General features: G+C 49.7%; 14 protein-coding genes. 3 read left to right on the plus strand and 11 right to left on the minus strand.

Features of this window, described 5'->3' with window-relative positions:
- On the plus strand, positions 1–591 hold a 591-nt coding region (locus tag L6H98_RS20215), incomplete at its 5' end, for a nucleotidyltransferase family protein (protein WP_236417850.1).
- 1,089 nt (positions 592–1,680) lie between these two features.
- Here L6H98_RS20215 and L6H98_RS20220 read toward each other — a convergent pair.
- Positions 1,681–2,721, minus strand: a complete 1,041-nt coding sequence (locus L6H98_RS20220) for a SepM family pheromone-processing serine protease (RefSeq protein WP_236417852.1) — start codon at positions 2,719–2,721, stop codon at positions 1,681–1,683.
- 209 nt (positions 2,722–2,930) lie between these two features.
- Between L6H98_RS20220 and L6H98_RS20225 the strand changes: the two genes are divergently transcribed.
- The gene (locus tag L6H98_RS20225) at positions 2,931–4,253 is read left to right on the plus strand and encodes a nucleoside recognition domain-containing protein (RefSeq protein ID WP_236417853.1); all 1,323 of its coding nucleotides are present in this window, start codon (positions 2,931–2,933) and stop codon (positions 4,251–4,253) included.
- Here the strand turns inward: L6H98_RS20225 and coaD are convergent.
- From coaD to L6H98_RS20255, 6 genes are all read right to left on the minus strand, one after another.
- On the minus strand, positions 4,231–4,746 hold the full coding sequence (gene coaD, locus L6H98_RS20230) for a pantetheine-phosphate adenylyltransferase (protein ID WP_236417856.1): 516 nt from the start codon (positions 4,744–4,746) through the stop codon (positions 4,231–4,233). The genes L6H98_RS20225 and coaD overlap by 23 nt on opposite strands.
- Entirely contained in the window at positions 4,739–5,344 is a 606-nt protein-coding gene (gene rsmD / locus L6H98_RS20235; RefSeq protein WP_236417862.1) for a 16S rRNA (guanine(966)-N(2))-methyltransferase RsmD, read from the minus strand. Before rsmD ends, coaD begins: the two co-directional genes overlap by 8 nt.
- Positions 5,345–5,753: 409 nt before the next feature.
- A complete protein-coding gene (locus L6H98_RS20240; protein ID WP_236417864.1) occupies positions 5,754–8,042 on the minus strand; it encodes a DEAD/DEAH box helicase in 2,289 nt (762 codons plus the stop codon).
- A gap of 41 nt (positions 8,043–8,083) precedes the next feature.
- Positions 8,084–8,809 (minus strand): ABC transporter permease, encoded by a 726-nt coding sequence (locus L6H98_RS20245; RefSeq protein WP_236417866.1) that lies wholly within the window; start codon positions 8,807–8,809, stop codon positions 8,084–8,086.
- On the minus strand, positions 8,806–9,651 hold the full coding sequence (locus L6H98_RS20250; protein ID WP_236417868.1) for an ABC transporter ATP-binding protein: 846 nt from the start codon (positions 9,649–9,651) through the stop codon (positions 8,806–8,808). The genes L6H98_RS20245 and L6H98_RS20250 overlap by 4 nt, the downstream gene beginning before the upstream one ends.
- 179 nt (positions 9,652–9,830) lie before the next feature.
- Complete coding sequence (locus L6H98_RS20255; RefSeq protein ID WP_236417870.1) at positions 9,831–10,766, minus strand: LytTR family transcriptional regulator DNA-binding domain-containing protein; 936 nt, start codon at positions 10,764–10,766, stop codon at positions 9,831–9,833.
- Positions 10,767–11,067: 301 nt separating this feature from the next.
- Here L6H98_RS20255 and mraY point away from each other — a divergent pair, with 301 nt between their 5' ends.
- A complete protein-coding gene (mraY, locus tag L6H98_RS20260; RefSeq protein ID WP_236417871.1) occupies positions 11,068–12,021 on the plus strand; it encodes a phospho-N-acetylmuramoyl-pentapeptide-transferase in 954 nt (317 codons plus the stop codon).
- 272 nt (positions 12,022–12,293) lie between these two features.
- On the opposite strand, the gene map is transcribed toward mraY, so the two are convergent.
- The 4 genes from map to L6H98_RS20280 all read right to left on the minus strand — a co-directional run bounded on the left by map (position 12,294) and on the right by L6H98_RS20280 (position 17,128).
- Positions 12,294–13,169, minus strand: coding sequence for a type I methionyl aminopeptidase (gene map / locus L6H98_RS20265; RefSeq protein ID WP_236417873.1), 876 nt, complete (start codon positions 13,167–13,169; stop codon positions 12,294–12,296).
- A gap of 46 nt (positions 13,170–13,215) precedes the next feature.
- Complete coding sequence (locus L6H98_RS20270) at positions 13,216–13,551, minus strand: AraC family transcriptional regulator (protein WP_236417875.1); 336 nt, start codon at positions 13,549–13,551, stop codon at positions 13,216–13,218.
- 99 nt (positions 13,552–13,650) lie between these two features.
- Entirely contained in the window at positions 13,651–13,944 is a 294-nt protein-coding gene (locus tag L6H98_RS20275; RefSeq protein WP_236417876.1) for a hypothetical protein, read from the minus strand.
- Positions 13,945–14,077: 133 nt separating this feature from the next.
- Complete coding sequence (locus tag L6H98_RS20280) at positions 14,078–17,128, minus strand: glycoside hydrolase family 2 TIM barrel-domain containing protein (protein WP_236417877.1); 3,051 nt, start codon at positions 17,126–17,128, stop codon at positions 14,078–14,080.
- Between the last annotated feature and the right edge of the window lie 46 nt (positions 17,129–17,174).

The following is a 17,174-nucleotide window of genomic DNA, read 5'->3' on the forward strand; positions in this document are numbered from 1 at the left end:
GTCCGGGCGTCGCCTCGTGGTAGGCGGCACCGGTACGCGCCGTACGTGCCGGCGGCTTCGCTTGCCATTCTGCGGCGCGAATGGCAGGAAGGGCGCGCTCCCGTGCATTGGGAGCGCCTGGCGCGGCCGCTGCTGCACATCGCGGCCACGCGCCGTGCCTCCGAGCTGGCGCGCATCGCCGAGGTCACGGAAGGCCTCGAACACCGGTTGGGCCGTGCCCTGGCCCAACTGCCGGAGCCCAGCGTCGAAGCGCTGCTGGCCGCCCTCAAAACCAAACGTTATACGCGCACCAAGCTGCAGCGCATGCTTACCCATGTGCTGCTCAATCACGGCAAGGAAGAGCTGTCGCCCATGTCGTTATCCGAAGGTCCGGGTTATCTGCGCGTGCTCGGTTTCAATGCCACTGGCCAAACGTTATTAAAACAAATGAAAAAAACGGCCTCCTTGCCTGTGGTCATGAAACCTTCCGGCTTCACGCACCCTCACCTGGAAATGGATATCCAAGCACAGGCCGCATATGCCCTTGCATATGAACAGACAAGCTCCCGCATGATGTTCAGCGATTTTTTCGAGCCACCGGTAAGGCTGTAATCCATCATGAAATCCGAAACATATATGCTTCTATTGAGCTGCAATGACAAAAAGGCTCGCAGTCATTCGTATGATTGCGGGCCTTCATTGGTTCATTGACACCATTGCTGCTTGGTCATGGTTCACTTACTTACTTCGTAGTCTATTAGCCATTTGATCACACTGCCCCATCAGCCATTTGATCATTTTCAGTTTTGGACACTAGTCATTGGTTATTATATAGGTTGAACCAAAGATTTTTACACAGAGACACTACGCGGTCAGAACCATCTTCCGATCGCTGTTATCCCCAGATTTTTTGAATCCCTTTAGTTAAGGGGAAAATCTGGTGATAAGCCTATGCTTCCGAAGCAGCTTTCTTTCAGAAAGCTTTTAGACCGCTTCGCTTCTCCAGATTCTTTCTGCCCTCTTCGTTATCGTGTAAATTTCCGGTTCAATCTATATAGTCATTCGTCATTCGTTATTCGTTATCAGTCATCCCGAGCTCTTACGAACCTGACACACCTTATTTCGCCATATTTCGCGTAATTCTGTGGCTTACGAACCTGACGCACCTTATTTCAGCATTTTAGCTGCATTTCAGCTCATTTCGTCACGATTAGCGTGCCTGAAGTTCGTTACAGATTCAACCCACGATCAGCTCCCGATAACGTGCCTAGGGTTCGTTAGAAATGAATAACGCCATCGACCTCCAGCGCATCATACTACATTCCAGGGCAAAAATCGGCGCACAATATGCCAAACGAGGCAGATAAGGTCTCTGAGGAGGGGATATTTCGTCCTACCTGCGCACAGTAAAGGCTGCCGTAATGCATGAACCATTCCGCTGCGTTCAGACGCTTGTATAACTTGCTCTGTGCCGCAAATCGTCCCAGGCCATTCTCGATCTCAGCCCGGCATGTCCCTCTTTTAACGCAGTTTCGCGTCCCTTGGCACCTTGGAAAACCAAAAAGAGCGACCAGGTCAGGCAGCAGCCTGCTCCTTGATCGCTCTTTTTGCTGAAACGGGAATACACCCAAATGATCTATCGAAGTGAAATTAGCCTAATCAGGTTATTTTCCCGACACCGTCCATCTGCGGAACATGATTTTACGATTTCACGGTCAATGTCTTCAAATAAGCCAATGCATCGTCTACCGTGCTCACGGGAACGATTTTCATTTTGCTGCCAATCTGCTCGGCTTTGGCCGCAGCATCCTTATAATTGTCCTGCGGGACAAAGAAAACCTCCGCATTTTTCCGGTCGGCGGCCACGATTTTGTGCACGACCCCGCCGATCGGGCCAACAACGCCGTCCTTCGTGATCGTACCCGTCCCGGCAATCCGGTGTCCATGGGTGAGGTCCCCTTGGGTCAACTGGTTGTAAATTTCCAGCGTAAACATCAAACCAGCGGATGGACCGCCCACCCGGGTATCCGTAAACGTGATTTGTTTGCTGGAATCTTCCGGTTTGACCTTTTGCACGGTGCCGATCATCACGCCGAGCCCTGGCCGGGTTTCCCCGGTTTTGCTGTCCTTTACTTCCACCAGCTTCACGTCCCGGCTAATCGTCTCGCCGCCCCGTTCCAACTGCATTTCAACCGTGTCACCGACCTTCAGGTTTTTGAGTTGAGCCGAGAGCACCGTGTTGTCCGGGGTCGCCGTTCCGTTTACACCCAAGATGATGTCTCCCGGCGCGATGTCCCCCTGCGGTTTTGGATCTTCCGATAAACCGAACACAAATATATGCTCCGGTACGATGGCATATTTGATTCCTGCCTTCTCGTACGCGGCTTCCATGGCAGAAGACTGCGAATCGCTCATGAACCATACTTGCTCCGCCGAATATTCGGCCTCCGTTTTGCCCCGCAACCGATCTTCTTTCTTATCGATCTCGGCATTTTTGTTAAACAACGAGGCGCCAAGCAAAAACACGTTGGCATACGTGGCCGATACCGTCGTCATCATAAATGTCCCGCGTTCTTCGCTGTCCCCGTCCTTCACGGTGACCATGGGTTTGACCTCATCCGCGCTGCCGGGCATGTAAATGATGTACGGCGTCGGCATGTACACCGTTACGTAAACGATCAGAGCGACCACGATCACGAAGATCGAAACTCTGAAACCGCCCGATTTCCGAATCCGATTCATTGCACACCCCCGTTCTTAACGTTTGCTACGATATTTATTAGTCTAACACCCTCATGCTCCAGCATACAATGGTACAGGCCGGGTAGGCCGCCCTTGCTTTGCCGCCTGTCCGGCCAAGGCCGAATCGTCCTGCGGACGCCATTCGGCCGTCCACCCCGGAAGCAAACGCGTTTGAAAGCAAACGCCTATTATCATATTGAGGTGAACCGATGATAATGCAGACCCAGGCCGCCCGATCCGGCCCATTACGTACCATACTTATGAGCACAGGTGCTTTATTGCTGGTTGTCGCCGTTGTCCTCTCGCCCAAACAAGCCTTCGACGCTTCCATTCAGGGACTGGACATTTGGTGGAAACTGATTTTCCCCTCCATGCTGCCGTTCCTGATGTTATCTCAAATGCTGCATGCCTTCGGTTTTACCGCTGCCCTTGGCGTACTGTTCGAGCCGTTGATGAAAACATGCTTTCGTCTCCCCGGCCAGGCCGGTCTTGTTTTTGCCTTTGGCATGATCGGCGGATTCCCGGCAGGCGCAGATATGACGGCAAGGCTTGCGGAAGAGGGAAAATTAACCGACAGGCAGGCCGCAGCGCTTGCGTCATTCGCCCATTTCGCCAATCCGATGGTCATTGTATTGGTGATCGGAGCCGTATTTCTTCAGCAGCCGGCTGCCGGATATTTTCTGCTGCTCGTCCACTGGTTTAGCGCCTGGATCACGGCCATCCTCTTAAGCCGATTAACTCCGATGGCGACCAGTCAGGAAGCATCGTCTCCACAGACAACGCCGCCGCAGCACAGCCATAAAGGACCGATCGGGTCCAAAAACAGGACAGCCTCTCAGACTGCCCCAAGCTCCCTCCATCCACCAAGAAACCTCCTTCGCCGAATGCTGAATGCAGCCCGGGAGGCGCACCTTCTCGACGGCCGTTCATTCGGCAAACTGCTTGGCGATACCGTATCTCAGGCTGTGCAAACCTTGATGATGACGGGAGGTTACATCATTGTTTTTGCTGTTCTGATCCGCCTGCTCGGCTTGTTCCTGACGCCCGGCTCCCCGGTCGCGATGTGGCCCGCTTTTCTTGAGATGCACCTGGGCGTATACCATTTAAGCAAATCCCATCTGGATCAAGTCATGCTCATTGCCTTGACCGCTGCCGTTCTCGGCTGGGGAGGGCTTTGTTCTCACCTGCAGGTGTTCGCAGCATTGAAATCCATTTCCATGACGAAAGGCAACCTGTTCCGTTTTGCGGCAGCCCGCGTCCTTCATGGGCTCATTGCTTTTGGTGCTTCACTGCTGCTCTGGACGCCGTTTGCCCGATACCTCCCGGGAGTACAAGCAACCTTCCACCCTTATGCAAATGCCGATGGTGCGGACTGGTTCCAAGGATACTCGCTGTTTCGGCATTACGCCGACGGACCTTACACCTTGTGGCATGCTGTTCCGGCGGCACTTGTCATTTGGTCCGTTTTACTGTTCGCTATGGCCGTCCTGTCAGGACTGCTCCTGTGGATCAATCGCCGCGTTTCTCCCTGATCTTGCGTCGCAGCGCGATCTCTACTTCAGGCGACACAAGGTCGGTCACATCCCCTTCGTAATGGGCGATTTCCTTGACGATGCTGGAGCTTAAATACGAATATTTGGGATTCGTCATCATAAAAATCGTTTCCGCATCCGGGTTCAATTTGCGGTTCGTGGAAGCGATCTGCAGTTCGTATTCGAAATCGGTCACCGAGCGCACGCCGCGAACGATAGCCTGGGCATTCTTTTCCCGCACATAATTCGCCGTCAGGTCACGGAACGTATCCACTTCCACATTGGGCAGATGAGCCGTAACTTCGGCAATCAGATCCGTGCGCTCTTCAACGGTGAAAAGCGGATTTTTGCTCATATTGTTCAGAACGGCCACAATGACGCGATCAAACTGCTTGGAAGCCCGCTCGATAATATCGAGATGTCCCATCGTCACGGGATCGAAGCTCCCGGGATATACCGCAATCCGTTCGCCATTTGTTTTCGCGTTAGTCATGAGGTTGTGCCTCCTCTGTGATGTCCTCTTTCGTTTCCGCCTCGTTCGGCTCATAACGGTAGATGGAAACCGCCGTTTCGCCGTAAACCGATTTGCGCGTCTGTTCAAACGGGCCGAACTGCTCCGGATATTCATACTTGGATTCGTATTCGAGCACAATCGTCGCTTCCGGCTCCAGCAGCTCCAGATCATGCATCGTCTGCATCAGCTCGTCCCCGTTTTTCATGCGGTAAGGCGGATCCAGGAATACGAGATCAAACCGCGTGCCGCGCTTTGCCAGCGCTTTGAGCGCACGCCCCGCATCATTACGGTATACGGCGGCTTGATCCTCCAGTTTGGTTGCCTTTAGATTGGCGCGAATCGTTTCAATGCTCTTCGGTTCCAAATCAACAAAAACAGCCTTGTCCACGCCGCGGCTAAGCGCCTCGATGCCGAGACCCCCACTGCCCGCAAACAGATCCAACGCTGTTCCTCCATCAAAATAAGGTCCAATCATGCTAAACAACGCTTCCTTCACCTTGTCGGTCGTCGGTCGCGTTCCCGTGCCGGGAACAGCCTTCAACGGCCTTCCTTTGGCACTTCCCGATACCACTCTCACTGACGAGTCACCTTTTCTCTATGTAAGTTTAATGATAAAGCTATCGTACCACACTCGGGAACGGTTTGAAAAATAAAAGGCCCGTCTTCTGGACAGGCAAAAAAAGTGAAACTCATTTTGGCAATGCATGTATAAAATGTCCCTGTTCCGGCCATTCTATAATTATCGACATCAAAAGTGTCGTAGACAACCGCGGAGAAGACTTACGTTTCCCCATAAGCTCTTCGTCCGGTTTCTCCTCTCCCATGAAAGGGGCTCTCGAAAGAGGGCCCCGAATTTGTTTTTATAATCCCTTATATGACAAGGGTTTTCCCGTTTTTCTTTATTGCTGAATTCCTGTTCAATGCCGAGTTGCTGACGAATTGTTGACGAAAACGTAAAATCGGCTTTTTTCGATTTTCACCGTCCATCAATATTTCGACAGCCTGTATACCGGCCACAGCACCAGCCTCAAAATCTTGCGGCCCAAATACGCGAATACGGTCGTTCCGGTCCATGAGCTGCGCTTATTCTGGATGTATTGATCGTTGATCATATAGGTTCGGGTAGAGGCAGGGCTTTTCAGACCGAGCCTTTCCCACTCCGCCGGATCATTTGAACCCGCGAGCCTGCGAAGCATATTCGCAGACTCCTGATTGATTTTAGCCGGAATTTGCTCGTAAGCCTGGGTGATTTGGGTGTGGAATTCGTCGATTGGATTGCGGCTGGCAATGCTCTCCAAGTGGATGCTTTCGCGAAGGTAAGAAACGTATGCCAGATGCTCGGCCCAGAACTCGTCGATATAAAAAAGCCGTACCCGCTGCTCCGAAGGGCTCATCGGCAGCTCGCCTTTCAAAATGCGGAGCCGCTCCGCGTATAACATTCGCCTCTGATCCTCCACCATATCCGAATAAGCGTTCAGTTCCTGCTGGATATCGAAGTTCTGGCCCATAATCACGCGCTGAATATGGGTAATTTGGCTGCGGAGCGCCGGATCTTCAAGGGCCTCATCCTGCCTGGGAACGCGAACTGCTTTATGGGTGCCGAAGCGAAGCAATAACTCGTCTTCCAGGCTTATATAAAATACGGAAGCTCCCGGGTCGCCCTGGCGGCCGGAACGTCCGCGCAGCTGGTCGTCAATTCGCACGCTTTCGTTCACATGCGTACCCATCACGTACAACCCGCCCAGCTTGGCGACCACTTCGGCCTGTGCAGGATCGCCGCCGCCGAGCCGAATGTCGACGCCGCGTCCCGCCATATTCGTAGACACCGTTACGGCGCCGATTTCTCCCGCTTTGGCGATGATTTCGGCTTCTTTCGCATCGTTTTTCGCATTCAGAACATGGCATGGCACGCCGGCAACCGCCAGCGCCTCGGCCAGCATGTCAGACTCCTCGACGCTTGATGTACCCACAAGAATAGGGCGTCCCACCCTATGGACAGACGTGATTTCTTGTACAAGCGCCTTATATTTGGCTTCTTTATGGGTATAAATCCGGTGCGGGTGGTCAATCCGGATGTTTGGTCGATGCGGCGGAATTTGCACGACCCGCAGCGCATAAATATCTTTGAACTCCATTGCGGAAGCGTACGCTGTAGCCGTCATGCCGCAAATGCCGGGATACAGGCTAATGAAGTGTTGAATGGTAATCGTCCCGAGAACTTTCCCGCCGGCTTTCCACTCCAGCCCTTCTTTGGCGGCAAGCGCGGCGTGCAGCCCGTCCGGCAAATACCTGTTCTCGGCCACACGGCCGGTATATTCTTCGATGAGCTCGATTTCACCGTCCCGAACGATGTAATCGACGTCTTTTTTTAGTAACGACTCCACATGCAGCGCGCAATTCAATGACGTTAACAAATGGCTGTTACGGCTATCATACAAATTACCGCATCCCAGCAGCAGTTCCGCTTTCGCAGCACCCGCATCATTCAAGTACACGTTCCGCCGGAACTCGTCGAAGTCGTAATGCTCTGCAGGCTGCAGCTGCCGGGCCACTTCTGCGAAAAGAATGCCCTCACTTTCGGAAACCTCCAAATCGCCGCTAATGACTAGCGGCACCCGCGCTTCATCAAGAAGCAGGGAGTCCGCCTCATCGACGATGACGTAGTGGAAAGGACGATGTACGGTATCGGCTTCGCTCATCGCGATCGTGTCCCGCAAATAATCGAATCCCGCCTCTTTAGCCGTAACATAGGTGATATCCTTGGCGTAGGCTTCCCGTTTCTCGAACAGGCTCATGCCTGCTTGGACCGAATTGACCGTTAACCCGAGGAAACGATAGATCGGGCCCATCCACTCCGCATCCCGTTTTGCCAAGTAATCGTTAAACGTCAGCACATGAACGCCTTTGCCGGTCAACGCGTTTAGATAAGCAGGCATAACCGCAGACAGCGTTTTTCCTTCGCCGGTATGCTGCTCGATCAAAAATCTGTCGTGCAGAGCGATGGCAGCCATGATCTGCTCATCGTAAGGCTGTAATCCGAGCTTTCTCTGCGCCGCCTCGCACACTAACGCATAAGCATCGACAAGCAGCTCATCTAAAGGCGTGCCCGATTGTGCTTCTTTCTGCAGCCGGAGGGACTCCGCTTGAAGCTGCCCATCATCCCATGCATGTAAATTCCGGTTCCTGATAAGCTCCACTTGATCCCGGTAGAACTTCAACTTGTTCCGGGTAACGCGGTCTTTGAGCTTTTGCATCAACTTGACGGCTGCATTCATCGGAAATGGATCCCTCCTTCGTAGAAATACGCGAATATACTCTACTCATCCTTTAATCTTCGTTGATACAAAACGACAGACACAATCGTTAATGCAACTGTCCATATCAAAATAATAAGGAGGGGTTTTAATACATCTCCCGTCGCAAAGCCTGTATCGCTTATACCCAGCAAATGCACCAGCTGACTGCTTGGAACATATTCCAGTACGTTGAAGATCGGATAATCATCCGCCAAAAATACACCCCATGGTGCCCCGGTGAATATGAACGCCACAGGAAGGATGGATAACGATGCATCCAGCAGTGTCTTGGAAAATAAGCCGCAGATCGTTCCGGCCGCGATGTATAGAATCATCGAAAGAATAACGGCCGCTGCAAAAGCCCATATACTAGCTGGCACAAAGCCGAATATATACGTAGAAACAGCCAGAACGACAGCAGACATGATAAAGACCAGACTGCTTTTACCGATTAAAACGTCCAGGGCCGTGGCTGGAGTCATCATTAATGATCGTAAAGTGTTACGCTCCTTTTCTTCCGCAATCAAGCATGCTTGCGCGAAACAGGTCAGCAACACAAACGAAAGATTAAGAACGGTAGCGAAAGTTCCAGCCACGGAAGCTAAGGGCAAAGACGAGTCTACACCACGGATAAGAAGCGCGAGAATAATAGGGAAAATCAACATAATGGAGAGCGCATAATTGCGCGAAAACTCTTTGTAATCCTTCACAAATATCGCTCGGGCACGTTTTAATGAGATACTCACAGCAGCTCACTTCCTGTCATTTTAATAAAGATCTCACCCAGATTTGGCTCTTTCGTTTCCAAACGATCTATGAACCCTTGTTTCATCCAGTCTGCGATTAGATCAGCCGTTCCCTCATTGATCGGGAGCTCGTAAGCTTCTCCATTGATTAAGTCCACACAAAGTACGTTTTCCCGATGCTGTTTTTTAAGCTCCTTAGGCGAGCCGATGGTTTGGATTCGTCCTTGATGCAAAATCGCTACACGGTTGCATAGCCATTCTGCCTCAGCCATATCATGCGTGGTTAAAAAAATCGTTGTGCCTTTCTCATTCAAGCTGCGTAAGCCTTTATAAATATGTGCCGAGTTTACCGGATCCAAAGCGGAGGTAGGCTCATCCAAAAATAACAATTCCGGCTCATGGATCACCGCGCATGCCAACATGACACGTTGGCGCATCCCTTTCGATAAGCGATTGACTTTCTTCTTGCGCTCTCCGCTTAAGTTTACAAACTGCAGAACCATATCGACCGAGGATTTAGGAAGATCGTATAACTTACGATACAGCTCCAGATTTTCCTCAATCGTTAATCTCTCATACAGACCGCTGTTATCCGTTAATATGCCAAAGCGCATCTTCTGTACAGACTGCTGCATCATCTCCGCTGGCTCGTTAAACACACTTGCCTGTCCGCTTGTCGGATGTAATTGCGCCGTCAAAATCTTGATTAATGTCGTTTTTCCCGAACCGCTCGGACCCAGGAAACCGAAAATTTCTCCTTTCGGAATGGAAAAGGACACGTCTGATAACGCATCCTTATTTCCAAACCTTTTTCGAATATGTTCCACATGAATCACGTCCATGAACACCACTTCCTTAGCGTTGATGCCTTAAGCATATAAAGATGGCATGCCTTCAGCCATCAAAACCCGCCGAAATGTAGCTTTTATCGCCTGAATGGTACCCCGGAATGCTTGATCGGTTCGATTATTGCCCCGGAAATGATATAGGCTTACGAAGTGATGTTTGCTTCGCAAACATTTCAAATGTTAAGCAGCGCTTTTAATTCCTGCAATTTGGAACGGGATAACGGAACCACCGCATCTTTACCTGTGTTTAAGCGCAAGCTGTAGCTATTTTTCGTCCATGTAATAATCTCTCTTACTTTTTGCAAGTTAACGATGTAGGATCGATGACACCTAAAAAATCCGAAATGGTTCAATCTCTGCTCAAGCTCGGTTAGCGTCAAAGCACAGGTATAACTTTCTCCATCTACATGTACAACAATCGAACCATCCATACTTTCGATGTAATCGACTTCAGGCGGATCAAATAAAATCACTTTGTCATTTCTTTTCGTATAAATCTTTTGCAAAGTGATATTGGCTCGATCTTGTTCCTGTGCTTCCTGCTTATCCTCTTCCGAGTCCCGTATATCCAATGGATGAAAACCGAGCTCGTTCCATCGATAAATGGCGTCACAGGAAATCATGGCATCCTCTAAGTTCGAAGTTAACATTAAAATCTGCTTTTGTTTCGAAAGGTCATCCAAAATCCGTTTAAAATGACGACGGTCTTCTTCCTCCAAGTAAAAATAAGGTTCCTCCAGGACAAGTGTAGGCTGATGCGCAAAAAAGACGCGCAGCAAGGTCACATACATCCTTTTCGATGAGCTTAAATCTTTGATTTTTACTTTTCGTTCTTCTTTTAAAGTAAAATAATCCAGTAACGAAGCAACACGCTCGCTGCTCTCCGATACTTGGATTAAAAAATGGATCAGTTCTTCCACCGTTAAACGTATGTATTCATTTTGCCCGGCTCGAAATATGTAATATTGGGAATGGTCCACGAGTTGATTGATGAAAAGCTGCTTTCGCTTCAAGTCCGTTATGATGCCAATCGCTTGGTCCGATGCCATATTTAATTCGATCTTCGGTAAAAGTACTTTCCCATCATCATAGATTGGTTGAAATTGCATGCCGTCCTCCAGGTCAGTGCCGTATAGGATATTCAAAACAATTATACTGTCGAAATCCTTTTTTGTCAGTTTCTATTAGAGAATCCAACAGCAAACATGTCATGGTAAGCATGAGACTCATACTTTAATCCATGATTGCTTTAACGATCATCCCGGTCACCGACTTATCCCGAAAATAAGAAAAAAAGCCGTGCAAACTTTCACTTTAATGAATTCTAAGCCTTAGGTATAGTTGATTTTGAGGGATAACTGAATCGTTTGCAGGCGATTTCATCATATAACAAGGAAGGGGGAGTTCAGCGTGTTTGGAATACTGGGGATATCCGGTCTTTCGTTCTTGCTTGTAGCGTTTTTAACACCACTACTCATCTGGGGATTACGCAATCTGAAATTAACACAACCCATCCGGTCTGAATTACCCCCTGATCATCAAGCCAAGCAAGGGACACCACTGATGGCGGGTCTCATTTTACTTGTAGGCGTGGTAACATCTCTACAATTTCATCCTACACCATGGATGATTTTTTTGTGCATGACGTTTCTCTTGTTCAGTTCTGTTGGTTTTATGGATGATCTCAAAAAGGCGGTGTGGCAAGATCCATCAGGCATATCCGGACGGACGAAACTTATGTTTCAATTCGCATTTACCGGAATTCTGCTGATCACTTTGTTCCATTCGTTTACGATGACGAGCGATATTTCGTTATTCCATGGTTTTCAACTACACTTGCCCGTTTATGTGTACATAGCGATCATGTTACTATTTGTGGTTGGATCAGCAAACGCAATCAATTTCACAGATGGTCTAGACGGGTTATTGATCAATGTTGCGATCCCAACTTATTTTTTCTTTTTTCTAATATCAGACAAGCAGGAAGTACAAACATTTTCGCTTGTCATGATTGGTTGTCTGCTCGGATTATTTTTCTATAATATTTATCCAGCCAGAGCATTTATGGGGGATACCGGGTCACTAGCCATTGGAGGTTCACTCTCCATCCTAGCGGTAATTGAGAAGGTAGAAATATTAATACCTATCCTGTTTTCCGTTTATTTGGCTGAACAATTTTCGGTCATCCTGCAGGTCTGGTATTATAAACGCACGAAATTGCGCCTATTCAAAATGGCTCCGATTCATTATCATTTCAGCTTGAAGTACGGCTGGAGCGAGAATAGGATTGTCATCGTATTTGGTTTCATTTCTTGGGCCTCCGTTCTGATCTGTTGGTTGATTTGGAAATATGCCTTCTCATAAAAAAGCCCTTTAAAAAGGGGCTATATAAGTTGAACTAATGATTATTACACAGAGTCACTACGTGGTCAGAACCATCTTCCGATCGCTGTTATCCCCAGATTTTTTTGAACCCCCTTTGTTCAAGGGGAAAATCCGGTGATAAAGGCGAACGCTCCGCTTCTCCAGATTCTTTCTGCCCTCTCCGTTAACGTGTAAATGTCTAGTTCAACATATATAGCATCAAAAACCCGTCAGAATCATTTCTGGCGGGTTTTGATGTAGTATTTAGTGGATTACCAAGCCAACACTTCACAGCCATCAGGAGTAACCAAAACCATGCTTTCACACTGTGCGGAGGGTTTTTGGTCTGTCGTATACATCGTCCATCCATCCTGCTTGCTCGTATATACTTTGGCGCTTCCTACATTCAGGGCTGGTTCTATCGTAAAAATAAGACCTGGTACTAATAACATGCCTGTATTAGCTCTGCCAACATGTCCCACCCATGGCTCCTCATGCAGCTGCAAGCCGATGCCATGCCCTCCGAGTTCCCTCACCACGGAATAGCCTTGATGTTTTGCATGTTCGTTGATGACATGCCCGATATCACCAAGGAATCCCCATGGCTTCACGGCCTGTATTCCCAATTCCATACACTCTTTCGTGGTTTGCACAAGCCTCTGTTTCTCGGGGGATACGGCACCGACACAAAACATGCGAGAGGAATCGGAATAAAAGCCATGATATAAGGTAGATACATCAATATTTACGATATCCCCATCCTTTAACACCATTTTATCTGAAGGAATGCCATGGCATACAACGTCATTGACCGATACGCAAACGCTCTTGGGATATCCGTTGAAATTTAATTGTGCCGGCGTGCCGCCCAGTTCGATCGTTTTTTCGTGAATCAGTCGATTGATTTCTTCGGTATGGATGCCGCTCTTCACAAAATCGCCGATATAATCCAGAATAGCCGTATTGATCTTGCCGCTTTCCCGAATGCCATGGATTTGGGATACGGATTTCAGTAAATGGCGAGCGGGAACTTTGTATCCTTTTAGAGCATAACTAGTCATCCGATCTTCAATCTGGGCATGGCATTTCTTGTATTTCAGTCCACTTTCGCACCAGCACGGATTATTTCTGCCGATTTCATCCATCATTCTTAAACTCCCTGATCTATAATTTAGGAGTGAGTGAATTACTGGTTTAACATTTATTCTGTTTATAGCGTTCCCGGTATTGCGTCGGCGTGCATTTGTATACTTTAATGAAGGCTCTTGCCAGAGCTTCTGGTGACGAGTAATTGCACCTTAGTGCCACATCCAATATTTTATCCTCGGTCGAAATGAGCAGTTGTTCCGCGCAAAGCAGCTTTCGTTTAGCCAAGTACTGTTTGTAAGTGACTCCAGTAAATTCGCGAAATTTGGAGGAACAGTAGTACGGAGAATAGCCTACATATGAGGACATGTTCTCCAATGACGGGTTCTGCATGACGTTATCGTCGACCCATTTAACCATCGATTCCATCGTTTGAATTGACATTTCCCTCACTCCCCAACTCATTATATCAACGGGTTTAGCCAGTTTCCTGATCTAAGTTGCAATAATGATATCGCGGGCAGTTTTTGGCATGCCAGCACCTCAGCCCTTTGGCACTCCGTTTCGCTTCCTCATGCGAAGGGCCAGGATCAGGCTCATTAACGGAAATAATACTCCTGTAGAGGTGACCAAATTTCTCCACTCCCCATACATGAGCACTTGCACAACCTGAACAATGATCACTCCAAACAAAATGATTAGCAAAATTTGATACGCATCCAGCTGACGTTTGAACGCTTTTTTTGAAATGAATGGAATTAGATAATAACCAGCGAGAGCATAGAACCCAAACATCACGAAAATGCCAGCAAACGCCAAAATCGTCATCATGTCCATTTCCCATCCTCCTCCCGGTGTATTCCACCTCTTGATAATAACGGTTTCATGGTTTACAACAAAAACAGAGGCCTCCGTACCGGAGACCCCTGCTGTCAAAAGCCTTTTTCATTGCCGACTTCCCAAAACCGAATTACAATGCCCGAATGACAAACTCGAATTGAAGCTCGCCGTCCGACGGGATGCGGTATTCCGGATGCACCGGAGCGCCCCAGCTGTCATCGCCGCCGACGCCCATTTGTTTGCCCGCCACCGTTACAACCGTGTAGTGGACTGGTGGCAGTTCATAGGCATGCTGCGCGTTCTCCAGCTCAAAAGCCGTATACGGCGACACGTTTAGCTCGATTGGAGCCGAAGCCGCCTCGATGCGGAAACCGCGTCCGGCCGCATCCGTCAGCTTCGCCCAACGTACGCCGGTACGGTTGCCGGACTCTTGAGGCACAAGGTAAGGCGCTACCGTGTCGGCGACAGAGCTTTCGTGGATGCCTAGGCGGGCACCGAAAGCACGGTCCGCATAGTTTTCCTCAGGCCCCAATGCCAGCCACTGTACACGGTCGAACTCAGGCGATGTTTTGAATGACAGAGCGTGGATCGGAAGATCCGGCAATCCCGCTGTTCCTTGATAGGTGTTCTGTACAAGAACGCTGCCATCCGCGCGAACCGTATACGCAACCTTTGCTTTAACTTCAGTGGAAATATTCAGCTTATACGTAAATTCGATCCGGTACTCACCCTGCTGTTGCTCGGCTTTCCATTCGATGCATTTCGGCAGCAGGCTTGCCGCATACCATGCCCCAAGCTCAAAGCCCATGGACGTTCCTTTATCGTTATCCGTCGTTGCACGCCAGAAGAGCGGTGCAGGCATTTGGGCAATCGTCTCTTGACCGGAGAACTTCAGCGACACCAGCGTTCCGAACGCTTTGGAGAACAACACATGGGTGCTTCCTGCACGAACCCCGATGTTGACATCGCCTTCAACCACTTGAATAGCGTTCACTTGATTCAGATCAGTGGTTACCGACGCCCCTTCAGCGGCTTCCTGCGTAAACACGAATTGACCAAATGCCACTTCGTCCCCTTTTTCCGCCCACAGCGTGGATTCACGAAGCACGAACGCCGTATTGACGGCATATTCGCCCGGCGCAAGCTGCTCGGTAGCGAGCGGAAGCTCCACGAACGCTTCCTCTCCCGGAGCAACGGCTGCTTCCAATGTTCCGCTTAATACGGTTACGCCTTCGCGCTCCAGGCTGTACGTTAGCGCATATTGCGATGTATTCGCGAACAGATTGCCATTGACGATGCGCACGCCGCCGCGGTCCGGGAACAATTTGATGTTCTGGTACAGGAACTTGACTTCTTGCATTTTTGCGGTGACTTGACGGTTCGCATACACGATGCCGTCCCCGCAGAACGAATAGTCCGACGGGCGGTCTCCGAAATCGCCGCCATAGGCCAGAAACGGCTTGCCGTAACGATCCTTTTTGTAAATGGCCTGATCGATGTAATCCCAGATGAATCCGCCTTGATACATCGGGTACTTGTCTTCAAGTTCCGTGTATTTGTGCATGCCGCCGATCGAGTTGCCCATTGCATGCATGTATTCGCAGCTGATATAAGGCTTCTCCGGATTGTCGTTCAAATAGGCTTCGATATCCGCAGGTTTGGCATACATGCGCGACTCCATGTCGCTCGTGTCATTGAAGCGGCGGTCATGGAAAACGCCTTCGTAATGGACCAGCCGGGTCGGATCATACGTTCTGAAGTACTCCGAAACCTTGAAGATCACTTCGCCGCCATGGGATTCGTTGCCGCAAGACCAGATCAGGATGGATGGATGGTTTTTGTCCCGCTCTACCATGGATACGGCACGATCCATGACGATATCCAACCATTCCGGCCGGTCGCCGGGAATCACCCATGATGGCTCGACGGCACCGAGCTTTTGCCAGGATCCATGCGTTTCAAGATTCATTTCGTCGATCACATACACACCGTATTCATCACACAGCTCGTACCACAAACTTTGGTTCGGGTAGTGGGAGGTACGCACCGCATTCATGTTGTTTTGCTTGATGGTCCGAATGTCCCACAGCATGTCTTCCTTGGTGATGGCCCGGCCGCGATGCGGGTTGAACTCATGACGGTTCACGCCTTTGAAGACGATTCGTTTGCCGTTGATGTGCATCACCTTGTCGATCATTTCGAATACGCGGAAGCCGACGGCTTGAGGCACCACTTCAACGAGTTCCCCGGCCGAGTCGTATACACGCAGGTATAAACGATACAAGTAAGGAATTTCCGCACTCCACAGGTTTACCTCACCGACTTCTTTGCGTACGGAAGCCTGGCCATCTTGTACATTCACGCCAAACGTTTGAACCACATTTCCCTGTGCGTCGCGCAATTCAGCCTCCACGCGAGCGCCTGCAGCCGCTGCTCCCTCAAGCTTCAGGTCCAGCTGCAGCGTACCTTTCGAATAGGATGCATCGAGGTCTGTGCGCACGCGAACATCCCGGATATGCGCAGCTGGAACCGTGTACAGGTACACTTCGCGGAAAATGCCAGAGAAACGCCAGAAATCCTGATCTTCCAGCCAGCTTCCTGTACTCCGTTGGTACACTTCGACGGCCAGTTTGTTCTCGCCCTCTTGGAGGAATGGCGTCAGGTCAAAATCGGATGGCGTAAAACTATCTTCGCCGTAACCGACAAAGTGGCCATTTAACCAAACGTAAAAAGCCGACTCCACGCCTTGGAACGAAATATATACAGGGCTGTTTCCCCAACCTGGCGGCAGGTGGAACGTCCGGATGTAGCTGCCCACCGCATTGTTGTCTTCCGGTAGAGCCGGTGGACGCAATTCATTCAAGCCGTCCCATGGGTATTGGGTGTTCACGTATTGAATTTGGCCGTAGCCTTGCAGCTGGATATGTCCGGGTACTTCAATGTCATCCCATCCATCGCTGGAGAAATCGGCTGCATAGAAATGCTCCGGACGGCAATCCGGACGAACCGCGTAGTTGAACTTCCACATGCCGTTCAGGCTGTAGCGCATGTCCATTTCATCCGACTTCAATGCCTCTTCCATTGTTCGATAATATCGATGGTCCGAATAAGCCTTCAAACGGTTTACCTCGAATACGCTTACATCGCCGAGCCATTTCAAATCTGCCTTTGCTGCTTTCATCGACTCTCTCCCTCTCCATCTTTTGAACTTATTAAATGTTTGGAAC

The sequence above is a fragment of the Paenibacillus sp. JJ-223 genome, from assembly GCF_927798175.1.
GTDB lineage: Bacteria > Bacillota > Bacilli > Paenibacillales > Paenibacillaceae > Paenibacillus > Paenibacillus hubeiensis.